Origin of the sequence: Collimonas sp., from assembly GCF_039923675.1 — a bacterium.
In the GTDB taxonomy this organism is placed as follows: domain Bacteria; phylum Pseudomonadota; class Gammaproteobacteria; order Burkholderiales; family Burkholderiaceae_D; genus Collimonas.
This window is the reverse complement of sequence record NZ_JBDTCG010000077.1, coordinates 99,305-118,135: the sequence shown is the minus strand read 5'-3', so window position 1 is coordinate 118,135 and position 18,831 is coordinate 99,305. Positions and strand designations below refer to the sequence as shown.

At 56.8% G+C, this 18,831-nt stretch carries 22 protein-coding genes and 1 tRNA gene; 21 read left to right on the top strand and 2 right to left on the bottom strand.

Annotation, left to right across the window (positions count from 1 at the left end):
• Window positions 1-374: 374 nt before the first annotated feature.
• The 20 genes from ABI171_RS16235 to ABI171_RS16140 all read left to right on the top strand — a co-directional run bounded on the left by ABI171_RS16235 (window position 375) and on the right by ABI171_RS16140 (window position 15,059).
• Window positions 375-563, top strand: coding sequence for a DUF2635 domain-containing protein (locus ABI171_RS16235; protein ID WP_348093563.1), 189 nt, complete (start codon window positions 375-377; stop codon window positions 561-563).
• Window positions 560-2,041, top strand: a complete 1,482-nt coding sequence (locus ABI171_RS16230; RefSeq protein WP_348093562.1) for a phage tail sheath subtilisin-like domain-containing protein — start codon at window positions 560-562, stop codon at window positions 2,039-2,041. Before ABI171_RS16235 ends, ABI171_RS16230 begins: the two co-directional genes overlap by 4 nt.
• A gap of 58 nt (window positions 2,042-2,099) precedes the next feature.
• Window positions 2,100-2,468, top strand: a complete 369-nt coding sequence (locus ABI171_RS16225; protein ID WP_348093561.1) for a phage tail tube protein — start codon at window positions 2,100-2,102, stop codon at window positions 2,466-2,468.
• Window positions 2,469-2,789, top strand: coding sequence for a phage tail assembly protein (locus ABI171_RS16220; RefSeq protein ID WP_348093560.1), 321 nt, complete (start codon window positions 2,469-2,471; stop codon window positions 2,787-2,789).
• A 114-nt stretch (window positions 2,790-2,903) separates the two neighbouring features.
• Entirely contained in the window at window positions 2,904-5,198 is a 2,295-nt protein-coding gene (locus tag ABI171_RS16215; protein ID WP_348093559.1) for a hypothetical protein, read from the top strand.
• Complete coding sequence (locus ABI171_RS16210) at window positions 5,195-6,112, top strand: DNA circularization N-terminal domain-containing protein (RefSeq protein WP_348093558.1); 918 nt, start codon at window positions 5,195-5,197, stop codon at window positions 6,110-6,112. Before ABI171_RS16215 ends, ABI171_RS16210 begins: the two co-directional genes overlap by 4 nt.
• The gene (locus tag ABI171_RS16205; RefSeq protein ID WP_348093557.1) at window positions 6,109-6,672 is read left to right on the top strand and encodes a hypothetical protein; all 564 of its coding nucleotides are present in this window, start codon (window positions 6,109-6,111) and stop codon (window positions 6,670-6,672) included. Before ABI171_RS16210 ends, ABI171_RS16205 begins: the two co-directional genes overlap by 4 nt.
• Before the next feature lie 323 nt (window positions 6,673-6,995).
• Window positions 6,996-8,069, top strand: a complete 1,074-nt coding sequence (locus ABI171_RS16200; protein ID WP_348093556.1) for a phage baseplate assembly protein — start codon at window positions 6,996-6,998, stop codon at window positions 8,067-8,069.
• Entirely contained in the window at window positions 8,066-8,692 is a 627-nt protein-coding gene (locus tag ABI171_RS16195; protein ID WP_348093555.1) for a phage baseplate assembly protein V, read from the top strand. Before ABI171_RS16200 ends, ABI171_RS16195 begins: the two co-directional genes overlap by 4 nt.
• A complete protein-coding gene (locus ABI171_RS16190) occupies window positions 8,689-9,135 on the top strand; it encodes a phage GP46 family protein (RefSeq protein WP_348093554.1) in 447 nt (148 codons plus the stop codon). Before ABI171_RS16195 ends, ABI171_RS16190 begins: the two co-directional genes overlap by 4 nt.
• A 1-nt stretch (window position 9,136) precedes the next feature.
• The gene (locus ABI171_RS16185) at window positions 9,137-10,249 is read left to right on the top strand and encodes a baseplate J/gp47 family protein (RefSeq protein ID WP_348093553.1); all 1,113 of its coding nucleotides are present in this window, start codon (window positions 9,137-9,139) and stop codon (window positions 10,247-10,249) included.
• A gap of 5 nt (window positions 10,250-10,254) precedes the next feature.
• Window positions 10,255-10,851, top strand: a complete 597-nt coding sequence (locus ABI171_RS16180; protein ID WP_348093552.1) for a putative phage tail protein — start codon at window positions 10,255-10,257, stop codon at window positions 10,849-10,851.
• 18 nt (window positions 10,852-10,869) lie between these two features.
• Window positions 10,870-11,736, top strand: coding sequence for a hypothetical protein (locus ABI171_RS16175; RefSeq protein ID WP_348093551.1), 867 nt, complete (start codon window positions 10,870-10,872; stop codon window positions 11,734-11,736).
• 3 nt (window positions 11,737-11,739) lie between these two features.
• Window positions 11,740-12,318, top strand: a complete 579-nt coding sequence (locus ABI171_RS16170) for a hypothetical protein (RefSeq protein ID WP_348093550.1) — start codon at window positions 11,740-11,742, stop codon at window positions 12,316-12,318.
• 2 nt (window positions 12,319-12,320) lie between these two features.
• The gene (locus ABI171_RS16165) at window positions 12,321-12,623 is read left to right on the top strand and encodes a hypothetical protein (protein ID WP_348093549.1); all 303 of its coding nucleotides are present in this window, start codon (window positions 12,321-12,323) and stop codon (window positions 12,621-12,623) included.
• A gap of 61 nt (window positions 12,624-12,684) precedes the next feature.
• Window positions 12,685-13,254, top strand: coding sequence for a hypothetical protein (locus ABI171_RS16160; protein WP_348093548.1), 570 nt, complete (start codon window positions 12,685-12,687; stop codon window positions 13,252-13,254).
• 29 nt (window positions 13,255-13,283) lie between these two features.
• Complete coding sequence (locus ABI171_RS16155) at window positions 13,284-13,583, top strand: hypothetical protein (protein WP_348093547.1); 300 nt, start codon at window positions 13,284-13,286, stop codon at window positions 13,581-13,583.
• Window positions 13,583-14,221, top strand: coding sequence for a glycoside hydrolase family 19 protein (locus tag ABI171_RS16150; protein ID WP_348093546.1), 639 nt, complete (start codon window positions 13,583-13,585; stop codon window positions 14,219-14,221). Before ABI171_RS16155 ends, ABI171_RS16150 begins: the two co-directional genes overlap by 1 nt.
• The gene (locus ABI171_RS16145) at window positions 14,221-14,430 is read left to right on the top strand and encodes a hypothetical protein (RefSeq protein ID WP_348099334.1); all 210 of its coding nucleotides are present in this window, start codon (window positions 14,221-14,223) and stop codon (window positions 14,428-14,430) included. Before ABI171_RS16150 ends, ABI171_RS16145 begins: the two co-directional genes overlap by 1 nt.
• Window positions 14,427-15,059: a hypothetical protein gene (locus ABI171_RS16140; protein ID WP_348093544.1), complete on the top strand. Its 633-nt coding sequence runs from the start codon at window positions 14,427-14,429 to the stop codon at window positions 15,057-15,059. Before ABI171_RS16145 ends, ABI171_RS16140 begins: the two co-directional genes overlap by 4 nt.
• Window positions 15,060-15,198: 139 nt before the next feature.
• On the opposite strand, the gene ABI171_RS16135 is transcribed toward ABI171_RS16140, so the two are convergent.
• Both ABI171_RS16135 and ABI171_RS16130 read right to left on the bottom strand, forming a co-directional pair.
• A tRNA-Asn gene (locus ABI171_RS16135) sits at window positions 15,199-15,274 on the bottom strand.
• Between the two features lie 108 nt (window positions 15,275-15,382).
• Entirely contained in the window at window positions 15,383-16,600 is a 1,218-nt protein-coding gene (locus tag ABI171_RS16130; RefSeq protein ID WP_348093543.1) for an amino acid aminotransferase, read from the bottom strand.
• Between the two features lie 127 nt (window positions 16,601-16,727).
• On the opposite strand from ABI171_RS16130, the gene uvrB reads away from it, so the two are divergent.
• Window positions 16,728-18,809 carry an excinuclease ABC subunit UvrB gene (gene uvrB, locus ABI171_RS16125; protein WP_348093542.1) on the top strand — a complete coding sequence of 694 codons (2,082 nt, stop codon included), beginning with the start codon at window positions 16,728-16,730 and terminating at the stop codon, window positions 18,807-18,809.
• Window positions 18,810-18,831: the final 22 nt, after the last annotated feature.

Below are 18,831 nucleotides of genomic sequence, written 5' to 3'. Positions count from 1 at the left end.
CAAGAAGTGGACGATGCCGATACGGGACTGGAAAGCGGCGCTGAATCGCTTCGCCATCCAGTTTGAAGACCGGGTGCCGCAGGCTTAAACGAAAACCCGTTTACACAGAATCCAGTACACCCCCAGATGACGATACGTTGCGAGTTCTGCGAGGTGTTCGATCCGATCCTGGACGCGCCGGCACCATTGCAGCCAGTCGCAGTCCCGCTGGGTGGCGTCAATCTGCATATGGACATGCTTGGGACATTCGATCCAAATGGGACGTATCCGAATCCGCCATTCCCATCTTCTGTAACGCCTGCGCCGCGCTCATCGGGACCTGATGGTCGCGATGAGGGGGGCTTGAATATCAATTTTCCGCCATAGGAGATTTTATGTACGTTATACCTGCGCCGGGCCTCCGCATACGCGACCCGGACCTGTTGGATCATTTGCCGGCCGAGGGGCGAGACGTTCCCGAATCTGGTTACTGGCATCGCCGTCTTCTTGACGGCGATGTCGTTTCTGGCGCGGCGAAAGTAGCCGTCAAACAAAAGACAGTTGACCGGAGTGTACAAGAATGACGATTCCATTCAAAAATATTCCCGCGAACAATCGGGTACCGCTGTTCTATGCGGAGACTGACAATTCGCAAGCCAACACTGGGCAGATGAATCAGCGTGCCCTGGTGATCGGCCAGATTGTCGCTACCGGATCAGCCGTCCCTAACGTCCCAGTCATTTCGCAAGGGGCGTCCGATGCCGTGATTGCGGGTGGCCCTGGCTCCATGCTGGCGCTAATGACAGCGGCCTATCGTTTGAACGACACGTTCGGCGAGGTCTGGTATTTGCCGCTGGCCGACGATCCGGCTGCGATTGCAGCCTCCGGGAGCGTGCAGATTACTTCGGCGCCGACTGCGAACGGAACCTTGTATCTGTATATCGCCGGTGTTCGCGTGGCGCAACCCGTTTTGACGACGCAAACGCCGGCGGCGATAGCGACCGCCTTGGCGGCCTCGATCACCGCGACGCCGAATCTTCCTGTGACTGCTGTGGCGGCGGCCGGTACGGTGACGCTGACCGCGATCAATAAGGGGCCAGCTGGTAACGATATCGACCTGCAGTTCAATTATCAGGGCAGCAAAGGCGGTGAAGTCTTACCGACGGGGTTCGTTGCGACTATCATAGCCATGGCGGCCGGCGCTACTGCGCCGAACCTGACCACGGCCCTGTCGAATCTGGGCAGCCAGGCGTTTGACTTTATTGTCTGCCCCTACACTGACAGCACTTCGCTGGACGCCATGAAAGGTCTGCTCAACGATCAGACCGGGCGCTGGGCCTGGAACCAGCAGCTGTACGGGCATTTTTTCGCAGCCAATCGCGGCACGCTCGGTGTTCAGACGACGCTGGGGACAAGTCGTAACGATCAGCATGGCAGCATCATGGGCTTCAACGGCTCACCGACGCCGAACTGGATCTGGGCTGCAGCCTATGCCGGCGCGACGGCGGTCAGTTTGCGCGCTGATCCAGCAATGCCGGTGCAGACGGTTGTTATCCAGGGCGTGCTGGCGCCTCCGCTTGCATCACGTTTTCAGCTGACAGATCAGAATACGTTGCTGTATGACGGCATTTCGACGTTTTCGGTGGCGGATGACGGTACGGTGTCGATTCAAAATCTGATCACTACTTATCAGAAAAACGCGTTTGGTAATGCGGACAACAGCTATCTGGAGATCGAGACGATGTTCACGATTGCCTACGTGCTGCGGGCGCTCAAAACGCTGGTGACCTCCAAGTACGCCCGGGTGAAGTTGGCCGCGGACGGCACGCGGTTCGCTGCCGGTTCGGCGATCGTCACACCGAAGATCATTCGTGCGGACCTGATCGCCAAGTATCGTGAACTGGAATACGACGGCTTGGTGCAAAACGGAGATGCCTTCAAGCAAGGTTTGATCGTGCAACAGAACACGCAGAATCCGAACCGCGTGGATGTCCTGTTCCCGGCCATTCTGATCAATCAGCTGCGGATATTCGCGCTGCTCAATCAGTTCCGCCTGAGCTGATCGCCATCACCACCATGCTTTAACCACCTACGGGTGGTTTCTTTTTTTAGGAGCCAATATGGCAGATACAACAAACAGGTTGGCGGGGCTCGCGTACATCCGCGTCGATGGTCAGACATACATGCTGGCCGCCGATCTCACGTATCGCGTTTCCAAGGTGACGCGGGATACGCTCACCGGTCAGGATACTGTGCATGGGTACGCTGAGAAGCCACTTGCGGGACGCATCGCAGGTACGTTCCGTGATGCCGGCAGTCTCACTGTCGCCAATTTCAACGCGATGACAAACGTCACGGTCACTGTCGAACTGGCGAATGGTAAGACCGTCGTCGGCCGCAATATGTGGACCGTGGAATCCCAGGAAGTAAAAACTGCCGAGGCCACGTTTGAAGTGGCTTTCGAAGGTCTCGACGTCGAGGAATCTTAAATGAGCAACGAAACTGAACAAAATTTTGACGAGCTGGAAGACGAACTGATCATCGACCTGCGGAAATCTATCACCGTGGGCAGCGAGACGGTCCATCAGATCACCTTGCGAGAGCCTGAAGGACACGAAATCGAACTGTTCCATAAGGCTGTCGACAAGATCGGTCCGATGGGTGCGGTTTTCGTATTCATCGCGGCGATCAGCGGCGTTTCCAAGCAGGTCATCAGCAAAATGGGCGCTCGGGATCTGGACAAAGCACAGCGGTATCTGATGGCTTTTTTGGACCTAAGCGGCTCCCGCCAAACTGGCGGGAAGTCGTAGCGGAAGTAACCAAGTTCTACGGCTGGGGACCACACGATGCGTGGCGCCTGCCGTGGAGCAAGCTGTCCTGGTGGAATGATCAGGCAATTCGGATGACAAAGAAGGCGAACGAAAATGGCAAATAAATTTGACATCGTGATTTCAGCGACCGACAGGGTCACTGCAACGGTTGCCAAGATCAATGCATCGGTCGCCCGTATGACTGCTCCCATCACCAGGATCAACAAGTCCGTGGCTGGATTCAGCAAAGAAATGGGCTTCGATAAAGTAGGTCGCGGTATCGGCGGCGTTGCCAAGTCGGCCGGCGAACTGGCCGGCAAGCTGTCAGCGATCGCGGCGCCGATGGCGCTTTTGATTGGCGGCGGCACCATCGCCGGGATTGCCGCGCTGGCCACTGAGTGGGGCCGTCTCGGCTCGGAAATCACACGCGTGGCCGCATCCATCGGGATGCCGGCGGCGGCGCTGATGTCGCTGCAGGGCGCCGCGCAGGCGGTCGGGGTGTCGTCGCAGGAGCTGTCCGGTGGCCTGAAAAGCCTGGGGGACACGATGGAAGATGCGCTGTATGGGCGCAACCAGGCGGCATTGGGCATGCTCAATCGCTTGGGCATTGGGATCCATAAAACCGCGGAAGGCTCGATTGATGCTGCCCACGGCATGAAGGATCTGGCCAATTCGATCGCCGGCATCAAGAATGCTCAGGTGCAGGGGCTCGTCGCCCGCACCTTCGGCATGGAGGCGCTGCTGCCCCTGCTCCGGAAGGGCGCAGTCGGCATCGAAGAGTATCAGCGCAAGGTGGATGAATTAGGCGGCGTGCGCAGCCAGGCGGCTATCGATGCTGCGGCCGGCTTCGGGTTGCGCTTGAATTACCTGAGCATCGCCGTGAATGGCGTCAAGGAATCGATCGGCGAAAAGCTGATCCCGATCCTGCAGCCGCTGATCGACCGTTTCATTGCCTGGACGGCGGCGAACCGTGAGCTGATTGCTACTAAGGTGGCGTCGTTTGTCGAAGGGCTGGCGTACTGGGTCAATCAGCTGGATTTCAACAAGATCGGTGACGACATCAGGGAGTTCGGCGCCAAGGTCGAGCGGGTAGTTGATGTTCTCGGCGGCTGGAAAAATGCCGCGCTGGCTGTGGTGCTTGTGCTCAATGGCAGCCTGATTGCCAGCGTTATCAATCTTGGCTTGGCGCTGGGGAAACTGGCAATAGTGACTGTGCCGGCGGCGATCCGGGTGGTGGGACTGTTTGCGGCAGCGCTTGACGCCACATTGGTGCCTGCCATCCTGAAGGTGCTGCTCTCCGCGGGGCTTTATACAGCAGGGTTGGCGGAGATGGCCGCTGGCATTCCGATAGTCGGCGCGCTGTTGAGCGGCTTGTCTACAGCGTTTCTGGCGGTCGGCGCCGCGATTGCGGCTACGCCGATCGGCTGGCTGATCGCCGGTGTCGCGGCGGTAGCGTTTGGTGTCTACGCGATTTACAAAAATTGGGACAACATCGTCGAGTTCTTCCGGAAAAAATGGGAGGGAGTGAAGTCCGCGTTCGACAAGAGCTGGACTGACGGTATCGTCAAGGCGCTGTGGGAGTTCAGTCCTGTCAAATTGTTGGGCGATACCATGAATGGCCTCACCAAGTGGTTGTTTGACTTCGATCTGTACGCTGCGGGCAAAAACATTGTCGCCAGCCTGGTCAGGGGAATCAAATCGATCACCTCGATGTTGCCGTCGTCGGTGCTGAAAAAACTGGGATTGGCCGACTGGGTGAGCAGCCCTGGTACGGTCAACGTGGTTAGTCCAGCGACTGCGCCGGCGGCAGGTCCCGCCGCGCCGTTGGTCATATCACAGCCTGGCGCAGCACCGGCGGCGCCAGGTACGGGTCGGGCGCCAATCGGTGTTCGGCAAAACAACCCGGGCAACATCCGCAGCTGGGCCGGCGTGCCGAGTGTCAACGGCTTTGCTTCCTTTGCCACGCCGCAGGACGGCATTGTTGCGATGGTGAAAAATCTCCAGGCTTATCAGAACAAGCATGGCATCAACACACTGGAGGGCGTGATAAAGCGTTGGGCACCCCCGAATGAAAACAACACTTCCGCGTATATCGCTGACATGGCGAAGCAAACCGGGCGTAGTCCAAACGAGGCGCTGAACCTGAACGATCCCAAGGTCGTCGCACCGATGATCTCGGGAATCGCCAAGCATGAGGGCAACGGGGCGGGTTTCAGCCAGGACATGATCAATGCGGTGGTCGCAGCTCAGTTGGGTGGCCAGCAGCAGTCTCAGCAACCGCAACTGGCGCAAAAAATGGAAATTACGGTGCACGCGGCGCCAGGAGCAAAGGTCAGCGCCAAGGGCAAAGGCGGTGAAGTTGTGCCGGTGCGTGTTAATTACACTATGCCCACATTGGCGGCATCATGAGCTTAGACAATTTTTTGGGATCCGTTACGGAGATCCAGCGCGACGTCAATCAAGGCATCGGTGCCATCAGCCGACTAGGTCAGGACTTGGGCCTCGGCGGTCTAGGCGGAGTCGGCGGCTCTTGGAGTTCACAGCTGCGCCCGGCTTCCTATCGCGGGTTGCCTTTCGCTGTGCTTGGGTCGGAGGGACATTTCGGCCGCCGCAACGTTGTGCACACCTATCCCTACAAAGATACGGTGTGGGTGGAAGATCTGGGGCGGGCGGCACGGCGCATCAATATGACCGGCTTCCTAGTCGAGGATAGTCTTGTGTACGGCGGCGGCAGTGTCATTGCGCAGCGCGAGCGTTTCATTCGGGAATGCGAGTCGTCTGACGGTGGCGGCGAACTGCTTCATCCTACCCTCGGACAGATGACGGTCAGCCTGGCCGGACCGCTGGTTGTCACCGAGCGCTGGGACAAGGGACGTTACTTCGAGCTCGGTTTTTCTTTCATCGAGTCCGGAGAGCGCTCTTTCCCCGGTGTGGAGACGTCGACGGTGGATGCGGTGAATCAAGCCGCCGATGCCGCCGACGCCGCGGCAAACGCTGACTTTGTGACCCGGGCCGGCGCCGTATTGAAGCAGGGCGCGGTGGTCGTCCAACAGGCGGTGAACACGGCCGCCGCTTGGGCGGGGCGCGTGCAGAAATTGAGCAACGATGCGACCAACCTGTACAACATGGTCGGGACGTTGAAAGGCAATTTCGGGCGCTTCTTCGGCGGCCGGAACAACGGGGGACTGGGTGGTGTCGCGTCGTCCGCTGGCGCGACCTCTCAATCGGTGAGCGGGTTGATTTCTTTAGGTGCGAAAGCGAGGTCGAATGTTTCCAGTGCGATCACTACTCTTTCTTCTGTTGCCTCGGGGTTGGGCTTATGAGCAGCGCTAGCGATTTTGCAGTGGCGGCCCAGGCCGTCGTCGCGTCCCTCAATGCTGCAATCGTCGATCCGGCGGATGCGGTGCGCCTATTATCGAGCCTGGCCGGATTCGTTGCGAACACGCCGACGACCTCATCGGTGATTGGGCAGGCCATGGCGACGATGCAAGCTGCAACGGGGGATATGTTCAGGCGCGCGGCGGTTACTGCACTGGCACGGGCTTCCGCTGCATATCAGCCGTCTTCGGCCGACGATGCGGCAGCAGTTCGCGCTGTCGTTTGTGCCGCGATCGATCAAGAAATCGATGTTGCCGGCGATCAGGGTGAGGATGCGACGTTCAATGCGCTGCGTTTGTTGCGTGCGGCGGTATCGCAGGATTTGGCGAAGCGAGGGACGGCACTGGCGGAAATTGCGACCATTACCACGTTGCAGTCGATTCCGGCGCCCGTCCTGGCGCAACGCATATACCGGGACGCCTCGCGGGCGGATGGACTGGTCACTCAGGCAAATCCCATTCATCCGGCGTTCATGCCGACCAGCTTCAGGGCGCTATCGAAGTGAGTCTACGGGTGAACTAGTGTGGGTTGAGTGAAATGAGGAGTAATGATCTCCGGCGCCTCACGCTTTTGCAATGTGCGAGTGGTCTTCGCGCAGACGAATGACGCTGGATGTCCCCGGGACGTGTATTGCGATGCCATTTGCGCACCAAATTTGTTACAGGCGGCGGCATCCTTGAAATCACGCGCATGCGTCGACCCGCCCAGGTAACCATCTGCGAAAACCAGTGTTAGCGCAAAAACTGTAATCACGATTACTTCCTTCCACTGCGGTTTGATTGCAGGATTGTAACCCCGCTTCGGCGGGATTTTTTTTGGGTGAACCGAATGGATGATGATCTTACACTAACTATTAACGATAGGGTCATGGCTGGTTGGACCGATATTCGGGTAACGCGTGGTATAGAGCGATGCCCCAGCGACTTCGATATTGGTTTGACGGAATTGTATCCAGGGGATGCCAGTGCCTTCGTTGTGCAGGAGGGCGATTCTTGCCAGGTGAAGATCGGCGGCGACCTTGTTATCACAGGCTACGTCGATCGTTTTATTCCCAGTGTCTCGGAGGGCCAACACGCGATCCGTGTTGTAGGTAGGAGCAAATGTGCCGATTTGGTGGATTGTTCTGCTGAATGGCCGGGTGGACAAATAAGTGGTTCGTCGGTGTTGGGCGTAGCGCAAAAGCTCGCGCACCCGTATGGGATCTCTGTCAGTGCGACTGCGGATGTCGGGCTGCCTATTCCGCAATTTAACCTGAATTTGGGCGAGACGCCGTTCGATATTATTGAGCATATATGTCGCTATTCGGCATTACTGGCTTACGACGATACGGATGGCAATCTTGTGTTGTCCAGGGTAGGGACGGTGCAAGCCGGTAGTGGCTTTACGTTGGGTGAAAATGTCCAGTCTGCATCAATCGCCTATTCGATGGATCAGCGATTTTCCGAGTATAAGGCGTTTATCCAGTCGATGGACGTGACCAGTGACTTGGGAGATCTCGGAAATTTGATTGCCATAGCCACTGACGCCAATGTGCTGCGTCCTCGCCGCAGATTCATCATTGCGGAATCTGGCGATAGTGATTTTACCGTTGCCAAAAAGCGGGTGGAATGGGAGGCTGTCCGGCGTTTTGGGCGCTCCAACCAGCTGCACCTTACTACAGATAGTTGGCGAGACAAGAGCGGCCAGTTGTGGACCCCGAATACCCTAGCGCGGATTTCTTTGCCGAGATTAAAGCTTTTGGATGCGAACTGGATCATTAGTGAGGTGACCTATTCGCGCAACGAAGAAAGCGGCACAACGGCCGACCTGGTGATCATGCCACCGGAAGCGTTTTTCCCGCAGCCAGTTCTCTTTCAGCCGGCGCCTGCGGATGTGCCGGCGAATCCGGGGGCAGGGCAATGAGCAACGTACAGGCATTTTCCGCTGTGGAGCGCGTGTTGCGACGCGTCATGTTGGCGATTGGACGCGGCAGAGTCACAGCCGGGAATGATGATGGCAATGTGCAGAAACTGCAAATTCAGCTCGGTGCAATGGAGATTCGAGATGATACGCCGCGCCTCGCTGAGTATGGATTTTCTTCCTATCCGCCAATGGAATCGGATGTGGTGGCGATCTTTGTCGGCGGCGATCGCTCGAACGGCATCATCATCGCTACCGGCAATCAAACCTACCGATTCAAGAGCCTGAAAGAGGGCGAGTGCGTCATCCACGATAACCTCGGCCAGTCGGTCTACTTGAGCAAAGGCGGCATTGTTGTCAACGGAGCGGGCCTTCCTGTCGTGGTCACGAATACGCCGTCGATCACGTTGGATACTCCAACTGTGCATGCCACCGGAAACATGACGGTCGACGGCAATCTCAATGTCGGCAAAAACATCGTGGCACAAGGCGATATCTCGGACGCAGGTGGAGCAAAAAGTATGTCTGGAATGCGCCAAGTGTATGACGGCCATGGCCATCCATTGCAGAACGTCATGCCTGGTGGCTCCACTCTCACTACCAATCAACCGAACCAACAACAATGAGCGATACCACAACAACTTGGGTTCCCATGGCTGGCCGCGGGGACTGGACTCTCGACGGCGCCGATCTGGCAAGCGGCGGTGATCTGGAAACGGCGGTGCTGATCAGCCTGTTCACTGATCGCGAGGCCAATCTCGATGATGCCATCCCGGACGGTACAGGGGACCCGCGCGGCTGGATAGGGGACGCCGATCAGCTATACAAAATCGGGTCGCGACTGTGGCTGCTGGAGCGCGCCAAACAGACGACCGAAACGCTCACCAAGGCCAAGGGGTATATCACCGAGGCGCTGCAGTGGCTAATCGATGACGGCGTGGTGGCGAAATTCGATATTTACGTCGAGTGGACCAAGGCATCCCAGCTGGGGGCCAGGGTGGTGGCTTATCAAAAAAACGGAACCACCCTGGCAATGAATTATTCGTGGGTATGGAAAGGAATTAACTGATATGCCATTTACGCGTCCCTTACTTAGCGACTTACGTAACCAGGTGGCGCAGGACATCGCCGCGTCACTCAAGGGTTCCGACCCGTTGCTACGGTTCTCCAATCTCAAGATCACAGGCGTCGCGCAAGCAAACTTGGCCAATTTGCATTACGGCTATCTTGACTGGATTGCCAAGCAATCTAATCCATTTACAGCCACTGATGAATATCTCGAAGCCTGGGCAGCTCTCAAGAAGGTGTATCGCAAAGCGGCATCACAAGCAGTGCTTACCGTGACATTTCCAGGCACAGCCGGAACAATTCCGGCTGGTGCGGGGGTGGTTCGTGGCGACGGCGTCACATACACAACGCAGGCGGCAGCGACAATAGTCGGCACCACGGTCACTGTGAATGTGATCGCCGACGCGGATCCGACCGGGCAAAGCGGTGCATTCGGGAACACCGCTGTTGGCAGCAAAATGACCTTATCTCAGGCCATCGCCGGCATTCAGTCATCCGGAACAGCGGGAGCCGCGATTGCCGTCGGTGCTGATTTGGAGAAGGATGACAGCCTGCGTAGCCGCATGCTCACTGCCTATCAAAATACGCCGCAAGGTGGTGATGAGGCCGACTATGTCGAATGGGCGGGGGAAGTCCCAGGCGTAACACGTGCCTGGTGTGTGCGCAATGGCTATGGCGCCGGGACAGTCGTTGTCTACTTCATGCTCGACGTGAGCGAAGCGGCCAACAATGGATTCCCGCAAGGAACTAACGGGGTAGCTGCTAGCGAGCCGCGTGCCGCTTCTGCAACTGGCGAGCAGCTTGTGGTGGCTAATTATTTGTATCCAGTGCAGCCAGTGACGGCGCTTGTTTATGTATGCGCGCCGATTCCAGCGCCGGTAAATTTCACGATTAGCGGTATTCCGATAGCTAATCGTGGCTCGGTGCAAAGCGCGATAGCGGATGTTTTTTTCCGGAAAGGCTCGGCGAAAGGCGGGACGATTCCGATTAATTTGATCTGGTCGGCGATCGCCAGCGTATCCGGCGTGACTGACTTTATTATTTCCGTGCCATTGCCCGATATCACTAACGCTGTGGGGACGTTGCCCACGGTTGGCATCATCACTTATCTCTGACTCTCATGATCGCACCAATCTATACTGCTGCCGATTATCTCGGCGCACTGCAGTCGCTCATGCCACGCGGCCGTGTTTGGCCCCGCGGCCCGGACGCTGTGCAGACCCAAGGACTGGCCGGGTTGACGCCTAGCTACGAACGCAATGGCCTGCGCGCGAACTATTTGCTAGTCGATGCATTCCCATCAACCGCCTACGAATTGTTGCCCGAATGGGAGGCAGCGCTCGGATTGCCAGATCCATGCGCCGGGCCAAGTCCGACTATCCAGGCCCGTAGGGCGCAGGTCGTCGCGCGATTCGCGGGTAGCGGTGGCCAATCGATAGCCTACATGACGGCTTTCGCATTGAATCTTGGTTACACAATTACGATTACGCAGTACGTGCCGGCGCGCGCGGGCAACTTGAGGGCTGGTCAGCCACTCTGTGGCAATAGCTGGGCGCATGCCTGGCGCGTCAACGCACCATTGATTTCCTCCTACCCATTCCGGGCGGGGTATTCGGCGGCCGGCGAGCCGCTTTCTTCGATTGGTAACACGGTTCTGGAGTGTGAGCTGAAGCAGATCGCGCCGGCGCACACAACCGTATTTTTTTCATACTCTTAATTTAGATAAGGACGACACATGTTTCGTATTGATGATCCAAGTGCGGTGGCGGCACTTCCTGTTCCCGAAGCGGTGGGAAATCCCGGATACTTTACCGAAGGCAGTCCTGGCACTCTCGCTGCCACATTGGTTCGCGCATCTTTTTTGAATATGGTGCAAGAGGAACTGATTTCGATTTTGATGGCCGCCGGCATTGTCCCGTCGAAGGCCACGTATAACCAGGTATTGACGGCCATCAAAACATTGGTGAAGTCCTCTGGATTTCACTATTCGGGGGCAGGAACAATTGCGGCTTCTCGCGCACTTGCGGCGACGGATATCGGCAGCTTGCTGATAAATAGTGGAAATTTTATTTTCACCATTGGGACACCGACATCGTTGGGTGCGCTACCTGGTGATGGATTTACTATGATGAATTTTGGTGCGAACACTTGCGGATTAGCATTTGCGGGTTGTACCTACGTGTATGGAAGCGCAGGGCTTTCAGCATCGCTAAATGTGCTGGCGGGTGAGTCTATTACTTTCGTTGCGGAATCTGGGACTAGTTGGCGTGTTGCCACCTCTACTGCTGGCATGGGCAATCTTGGATCGTTTACGTCTAGCCTTGGGACACAAGGTTGGAAGCGTTATCCGGATGCCAATAGCCCGATAGGCTACACGGTTGAGCAATGGGGGATGGTGAGCGGTGCCAATCTAACAGTCGATACTACTGTTCCATATCCAATTTCATTCCCGAATTCCATCATGCAGTTGTACGTGACTGGAGATTACACACCGGGGAGTGGTGCTCAGGCTTATTACAACGCGGCAACCAATGGTAAATCGAACTTCATAGTCAGGGCGAGCGCAAACATTAGCGGACGCTTTCTTGCAAAGGGATATTGAAAAATGAAATTTAGCAAAAGTGCAAAACAATCTGGCGGTACCGGGTTTTATTTCGACGAAGATACCAGTGCTCCAGCGGACTGTATTGAGGTGTCTAGCGTGGATGCGTCGGCAGCAATCAATTTGAGCACAGGCGCGTCTTTCAGTTTCGACTCGAGCGGAGAAATGACGGTTACAGCAGCGCCGGCGCCGGGCGCGGATCAACTGTTAGCCCAAGCACAGCAAGTCCAAGTTGCGTTGATCAATTCAGCATGCGCCGCTGCGATCACTGCCGGCTTCATTTCATCTGCGCTGGGTACACCGCACACCTATCCGGCCAAGCAGACCGATCAGCAAAATCTCTCGGCGTCTGTACTGGCTTCGATATATCCGAACTTACCGGCGAACTGGATGACACCATTCTGGTGTGAAGATGCCAATGGCGTATGGGCATGGGTAAGTCATACTGCGTCGCAAATTCAGCAAGCAGGTAGCGATGCGAAAATGGCGATACTGACCAACATGAGCAAGAACGCTACATTGCAAGCGCAGATCATGACCGCGGTTGACGTGGTATCAGTTCAGAAAATAAATTGGGGCTAAACATGACGCGTCTGAGACTTTTCGCTCTTTGGTTTTTGTGTGCCATGGTGACGCCGATTTTGATCGTCGCGATGCTGGTGCAGGCTGTCCTCGGTTCGACCACGCGTGCGCAAAGCATGGCCGTCGCTTTGGATGAATGCGGAAACAGCCTGTTCGGTGGTGACGCACAGGAGACCATCAGCCGCCGGACCGGGCTGGCGTTGATTGCCGGAAAAAGATGGGCCAAGATCGTGGCGCCGCTGATCGACTGCGTATTTGGGCAGGGGCACTGCCTGGCCAACGCAACGGATAAGTCAACAATTTAAAACAACACTCGATTCGTCAAGAAGCCGCCTACAGGGCGGTTTTTTTATACCTGGAGAAAATATGACTGCAGTAAAAGATTGCGCCATGCCGAAAGGCGAACATGAGAAGCGAGCGACGTTTTCCGAAGACACTTTTTATCCTGGCCACGAACCACGGACAGAGTCTCCGATCTTCCGAGCTTCCAAGAGGCACATGAAGGAGGAGGGCGGTTACGTGTGCTCGGTTTGCGGCGACGAAGAAAAGGTCGAATCGCATCATCGATTTTTCGAGTGGGCTTACAGTCCTGCGATCAACTGGAAATGGATACGCGATGTGGCCACCAATCGCACCGATGTCATGTTTTCCCACAAGCTGCAGCGAGTCGTTCCAATCCCAAAGAAGCACCCGATCTGGGATCTGATCCGGCTCACGCAGGGCTTTGATTGGGAGACATTTGACCCGGCCATGCCGCTGACCTTTGTTGACTCGGAATACAACCAGCTGCCGCTTTGCGAGCTGCATCATCGGGGGAAAGATCACGGCCGGCACGAAGAAAGCGATCCAGTCTGGAATGTCCAGGCGTTCCTGATTCCGGGTTTCGTTTATTCCCCCGATGAAATGAAAGCGTTGCACGCGAAAGGCGGTGCTTAATGGACGGGCACCGGGAAAAGCTCCTCTCGATGAGCGAGCAGCAATTTCGAGAGTTCATTGACGACCAGCTGCGGGCCGGTGAAGCTCGCTTTCAGCAGCTGCAAGAGGAATTGGCCGCCAATACTGACCTGACAAAGGCAAATATTGCTGGCACTTCGGAACTGGTCGAAATTTTCAAGGCTGCGAAGACCGGCGTTTCAGTTTTCAGGTGGTCCGGGAAAAACCTGCGCGATCTTATCAAATTTCTATATCCGTTCGCGTTGTTTGGTGGTGCGATCGCAGCCCTATTGCATGGCAAATGGCCTGAGTGGCCGAAGTGGGGGGAGTGATGATCAGCGCTGCCCAAATAGCCGCATCGACCGGCGCCAAGCTAACGACCGCTCAAACCTGGCTGAATGCGTTGAGTGATGCCATGGCCGATTTTGACATCAATACGCCGGCACGCCAGGCGGCTTTCTTGGCACAAATCGGCCATGAAAGCGGCGGACTTGTCGCTGTGGTCGAGAATCTGAACTACGGCGCCGCTGGCCTGCTAGCGACGTTCGGCAGTCGGTTCACCCCAGCGACCGCGCAGCACTATGCTCGCAAACCGGAAAATATCGCCAATCACGTCTATGCCCTTCGCAACGGTAACGGTCCCGAATCGTCGGGTGACGGTTGGAATTATCGGGGACGTGGACCGATTCAGCTTACCGGCTTACGGAACTACGCCGTTGCCCGGGACCGGCTGCGTAAATTGCATGGCACCGACGTTCCCGATTTTGTCTCCCATCCGGAGGCCGTAGAGCAACCCGAATGGGGAGCTGCTTGCGCGGCCATGTACTGGCAAGGCAACGGCTGCAATGCGCTGGCGGACCTCGGCAACATCGACGCGATCACGCGTGCAATCAATGGTCCTGCAATGGCCGGCAAGGAAGAGCGTCGGGCACTGTGGGTGAAAGCGAAAGCTACTTTAGGGGTCAAATAATGCTCAAAAAACTTTTGGAACTTATCACTGGTGACAGTGGCCTGGTGCTGGAGCCGGCGTATTTCTGGTCGGCTGTTGCTATCGTCGTCGGCCTGGGCCTGGAGATTTATAGCGTCGTATATGGCAAGACCTTTGACTTCCAGGGCTACGGCGTCGGCGCACTCGGGCTTCTATCGGGGCTTGGCCTGTCCGCCAAGTTCGGTAAATGAGTGGCGTTCTCGGTTTCATGGCGCATCACTGGACGTTTCTGGGCGGTGGTGCGTTGATAGGCATCGGCATTGCCTTCATCACGGCGCTCGGGCCGGCCGCCGTACTTGGCATGCTCAAGATCGTGCCCCGTTGGGGCTACGAGGTGTTGATCGCTTTGGTGCTGGTGCTGGCCTATGGTGCGTATCGGCACAGCGCGGGAGAGGCTGTGACGCAGGCGAAGTGGGATGCTGAGAAGCGCGAGCAGGCCACCTATGTTGCTAAGGTCGCAGATAAGCAGGGCCAGGTATTGCGGCAGACCGTCACTCAATACGTTGATCGCGAACACGTCGTCCGCATCCAGGGCGAAACCATCACTAAACAGGTACCCATCTATGTCACCGCTCAAAATGATACTGTGTGCACTATCAACAATGGCTTTGTCCGCTTGTGGAACGCCGCAAACACTGGTGTGCAGCTTCCCGACATTCCCGCCGGAACTGATGGCCAGGCCAGCGGGGTTAAGCTCTCAGACGTTGAAACCCAGCACGTCGCCGAATCAACCTACGCCAGAGGCCTCGAAGTCCAACTGATCAAGTTGCAAGATGCCGTCAGCGAGGTGACCGCCGCAGGCAAGGGCTTCGCGCCATGATGCAGCAATCGCCCTGGGTGGACTGGTTGCTGGAATTGGGGGAGGTGCCAAACTGGGCGAGTATCAGACAAGTGTCTGATATAAAGAGAATTTGGAAATAGAAAAGGGGCTGCATTTGCATGCAACCCCTTATATATCTTGGCTCCCCGACCTGGACTCGAACCAGGGACCTGCGGATTAACAGTCCGTCGCTCTACCAACTGAGCTATCAGGGAATTGAAAGAAGCAGAATTATAGTCTTGAATTTGCTGTGTTGTCAAAGCTTTTTCTAAACTTTTCTACATCCCCGAAGCAAGTGTTGCTACTGCTTCGGGACCCGAATATTACAGGACTTTTGCGATTGCGGCGACAACATTGTCGATATTTTTTGAATTCAGCGCGGCGACGCAGATACGGCCTGTGTCTACGGCGTAAATCGAGAATTCATCGCGCAGGCGCTCGACTTGCGCCTTGGTCAGGCCGGAGTAGGAGAACATGCCGCGTTGCTTGGTGACGAAATCGAAGTCGTGGCCTGGGGCTTGTTCTTTCAGTTTCTTGACCAGCAGGTGGCGCATTTCGCGGATGCGGACGCGCATGCCGGCCAGTTCTTCTTCCCACAGTGCGCGCAGTTCCGGCGACGACAGGGCTGTGGCGACTACCTGGCCGCCGTGGATCGGCGGGTTGGAGTAGTTGGTGCGCACCACGCGCTTGAGTTGCGACAGCACGCGGCCGGCTTCTTCCTTGCTGGCGGCGACGATGCTCAGGGCGCCTACGCGTTCGCCGTACAGCGAGAACGATTTCGAGAACGAGTTGGAAACGAACAGCGGGCCGCCAGCTTCGGTGAAGCGGCGAACCACATGGCCATCGGCTTCAATGCCGTCGCCAAAGCCCTGATAGGCCATGTCGAGGAAAGGCACCAGGCCGCGCTGGGTGACGACTTCGATGACCTGGGTCCATTCGGCGTCGCTCAGATCAGCGCCGGTCGGGTTGTGGCAGCAGGCGTGCAGCACGACGACGGAACCGCTTGGTATGGTCTTCAGCGCATTGAGCATGCCGCTGAAGTTGACGCCGCGGGTGGCCGGGTCGTAGTAAGGGTAGTTGTTGACGGTGAAGCCGGCCGATTCAAACAGCGCGCGATGGTTTTCCCAGCTTGGATCGCTGATCCAGACTTGGGCATCGGCTGCGGCGAAGCGCTTGAGGAAATCGGCGCCGAGTTTCAGCGCGCCGGTGCCGCCGATGGCTTGCACGGTGATCGCGCGCTTCTCTTGCACTACGGCGCTGTCGGCGCCAAATACCAGTTCTTGCACGGCCTTGTCATAAGCGGCCAGGCCTTCGATCGGCAGGTAAGTGCGTGGCGACAGTTTGGCGATCAGTTGCGCTTCCGCTTTTTGCACGCACTCCAGCAGCGGCACCTTGCCGTTATCATCGTAGTAAACGCCGACGCCGAGGTTGGTTTTGCCTGGATTCTGATCCGCATTGAAGCCTTCGGTAATGCCGAGGATGGGATCGCGTGGCGCCATTTCGATGGCGGTGAAGAGGGAGGCTGAAAGAGGTGCGTTCATCGTGATAACATAAAAAGTTGGCTGCAAAGTGCATCTTGTAGCCGGGTTGAATGCTGTGCCGGGTCACGAATACATCGCTGGTCGGCGCGGATTTTACTACCGTCTATTTTACCAAAGGTCGAGGCCCATGGCTGACATATCACAGGTTTCCAGTACCGTCGACGAGTCTAAAATCGTCACTTTTCCCAATTCGCCCTACAAATTGTTCCAGCCGTTCCAGCCGGCCGGCGACCAGCCCGCGGCCATCGACAAGCTCACCGAAGGCGTGGAAGATGGCTTGTTTTACCAGACGTTGCTGGGGGTGACCGGCTCCGGCAAGACTTATACGATGGCTAACGTGATCGCCCGCATGGGGCGGCCGGCGATCATCTTTGCGCCGAATAAAACCCTGGCGGCCCAGCTGTATAGCGAGTTTCGCGAGTTTTTCCCGCACAATGCGGTGGAATATTTCGTCAGTTACTACGATTATTACCAGCCGGAAGCGTACGTGCCGCAGCGCGACTTGTTCATTGAGAAAGATTCGTCGATCAACGAGCATATCGAGCAGATGCGGCTGTCTTGCACCAAATCGCTGATGGAACGGCGTGATGTGGTTATTGTGGCAACGGTGTCGGCCATTTACGGTATCGGTAACCCTAACGAATACCACCAGATGATCCTGACCTTGCGCGCCAAGGACAAGGTCAGCCAGCGCGATGTGATCGCGCGGCTGATCCAGATGCAATACACGCGCAATGAAATCGATTTCGGCCGCGGCACCTTCCGCGTGCGTGGCGATACGATCGACGTGTTTCCTGCCGAGCATGCCGAGCTGGCTTTGCGCATCGAGATGTTCGACGATGAAATCGACAACTTGCAACTGTTCGATCCGCTGACCGGTCGGGTGCGCCAGAAGATTCCGCGCTTTACCGTCTATCCCGGCTCGCACTATGTGACGCCGCGCGCGACCGTGCTGCGGGCGATCGACACCATCAAGGAAGAACTGCGCGACCGCCTGGAATTTTTCCGTAAGGAAAATAAACTGATCGAAGAGCAGCGCATCGAACAGCGCACCCGTTTCGATCTGGAGATGATGCAGGAAATCGGTTTCACCAAGGGCATCGAAAACTACTCGCGCCATTTGAGCGGCGCCAAGGCGGGCGAGCCGCCGCCGACTTTGGTCGATTATCTGCCGCCGGATGCTTTGATGTTCCTGGATGAATCGCACGTGCTGATCGGCCAGTTGAACGCTATGTACAACGGCGACCGTTCGCGCAAGACCAATTTGGTGGATTACGGTTTCCGCTTACCGTCGGCGCTCGACAATCGGCCGCTGCGTTTCGATGAATTCGAAGGCAAGATGCGGCAGACGATTTTCGTGTCGGCGACGCCGGCCGATTATGAAAACCAGCGTGCCGACCAGGTGGTGGAGCAGGTGGTGCGGCCGACCGGCCTGATCGATCCGGCGATTGAAGTGCGGCCGGCGCTGAGCCAGGTGGATGACCTGATGACCGAGGCGAATGCGCGCATCAAGAAAAACGAGCGCGTGCTGGTGACGACCTTGACCAAGCGCATGGCCGAGCAACTGACTGAATTTCTTAGCGATAACGGCATCAAGGTGCGCTATCTGCACAGCGATATCGAAACCGTCGAGCGGGTTGAGATCATTCGCGATTTGCGTCTGGGAACATTCGACGTGCTGGTCGGGATCAACTTGCTGCGCGAGGGTTTGGACATCCCTGAAGTGTCGCTGGTGGCGATCCTGGATGCGGACAAGGAAGGCTTCCTGCGTTCCGAGCGCAGCCTGATCCAGACCATCGGCCGCGCCGCGCGTAACCTGAACGGCACTGCGATCCTGTATGCCGACCGCATGACCGACTCCATGCGCCGTGCGATCGATGAAACCGAGCGCCGCCGCAACAAGCAGATTGCGTTCAACACCGCCAACGGCATTACGCCGGTCGGCATCAACAAGCAGATCCGAGAGCTGATCGACGGCGTCTACAGTCCGCAGGAAGCGCGCGAAGAGCTGCATGCTGCGCAAGACCAGGCCAAGTACGAGGCCATGAGCGAGAAGCAGGTCAGCAAGGAAATCAAACGCCTGGAAAAACTGATGATCGATCACGCGAAGAACCTGGAGTTCGAAAAAGCTGCGCAGGTGCGCGATCAGCTGCATGTGCTGAAGCAGCAGTTGTTTGGTGCTCCGGGGGCGGACAATATTGTTTTATAGGTCGGATGACGCTTCACTCTTC

Excerpts from the sequence above, each read along its gene's own strand:
- ABI171_RS16235 (WP_348093563.1), top strand. The coding sequence starts at position 375 with ATGTACGTTATACCTGCGCCGGGCCTCCGCATACGCGACCCGGACCTG.
- ABI171_RS16230 (WP_348093562.1), top strand. The coding sequence starts at position 560 with ATGACGATTCCATTCAAAAATATTCCCGCGAACAATCGGGTACCGCTG.
- ABI171_RS16225 (WP_348093561.1), top strand. The coding sequence starts at position 2,100 with ATGGCAGATACAACAAACAGGTTGGCGGGGCTCGCGTACATCCGCGTC.
- ABI171_RS16220 (WP_348093560.1), top strand. The coding sequence starts at position 2,469 with ATGAGCAACGAAACTGAACAAAATTTTGACGAGCTGGAAGACGAACTG.
- ABI171_RS16215 (WP_348093559.1), top strand. The coding sequence starts at position 2,904 with ATGGCAAATAAATTTGACATCGTGATTTCAGCGACCGACAGGGTCACT.
- ABI171_RS16210 (WP_348093558.1), top strand. The coding sequence starts at position 5,195 with ATGAGCTTAGACAATTTTTTGGGATCCGTTACGGAGATCCAGCGCGAC.
- ABI171_RS16205 (WP_348093557.1), top strand. The coding sequence starts at position 6,109 with ATGAGCAGCGCTAGCGATTTTGCAGTGGCGGCCCAGGCCGTCGTCGCG.
- ABI171_RS16200 (WP_348093556.1), top strand. The coding sequence starts at position 6,996 with ATGGATGATGATCTTACACTAACTATTAACGATAGGGTCATGGCTGGT.
- ABI171_RS16195 (WP_348093555.1), top strand. The coding sequence starts at position 8,066 with ATGAGCAACGTACAGGCATTTTCCGCTGTGGAGCGCGTGTTGCGACGC.
- ABI171_RS16190 (WP_348093554.1), top strand. The coding sequence starts at position 8,689 with ATGAGCGATACCACAACAACTTGGGTTCCCATGGCTGGCCGCGGGGAC.
- ABI171_RS16185 (WP_348093553.1), top strand. The coding sequence starts at position 9,137 with ATGCCATTTACGCGTCCCTTACTTAGCGACTTACGTAACCAGGTGGCG.
- ABI171_RS16180 (WP_348093552.1), top strand. The coding sequence starts at position 10,255 with ATGATCGCACCAATCTATACTGCTGCCGATTATCTCGGCGCACTGCAG.
- ABI171_RS16175 (WP_348093551.1), top strand. The coding sequence starts at position 10,870 with ATGTTTCGTATTGATGATCCAAGTGCGGTGGCGGCACTTCCTGTTCCC.
- ABI171_RS16170 (WP_348093550.1), top strand. The coding sequence starts at position 11,740 with ATGAAATTTAGCAAAAGTGCAAAACAATCTGGCGGTACCGGGTTTTAT.
- ABI171_RS16165 (WP_348093549.1), top strand. The coding sequence starts at position 12,321 with ATGACGCGTCTGAGACTTTTCGCTCTTTGGTTTTTGTGTGCCATGGTG.
- ABI171_RS16160 (WP_348093548.1), top strand. The coding sequence starts at position 12,685 with ATGACTGCAGTAAAAGATTGCGCCATGCCGAAAGGCGAACATGAGAAG.
- ABI171_RS16155 (WP_348093547.1), top strand. The coding sequence starts at position 13,284 with ATGAGCGAGCAGCAATTTCGAGAGTTCATTGACGACCAGCTGCGGGCC.
- ABI171_RS16150 (WP_348093546.1), top strand. The coding sequence starts at position 13,583 with ATGATCAGCGCTGCCCAAATAGCCGCATCGACCGGCGCCAAGCTAACG.
- ABI171_RS16145 (WP_348099334.1), top strand. The coding sequence starts at position 14,221 with ATGCTCAAAAAACTTTTGGAACTTATCACTGGTGACAGTGGCCTGGTG.
- ABI171_RS16140 (WP_348093544.1), top strand. The coding sequence starts at position 14,427 with ATGAGTGGCGTTCTCGGTTTCATGGCGCATCACTGGACGTTTCTGGGC.
- ABI171_RS16130 (WP_348093543.1), bottom strand. The coding sequence starts at position 16,600 with ATGAACGCACCTCTTTCAGCCTCCCTCTTCACCGCCATCGAAATGGCG.
- uvrB (WP_348093542.1), top strand. The coding sequence starts at position 16,728 with ATGGCTGACATATCACAGGTTTCCAGTACCGTCGACGAGTCTAAAATC.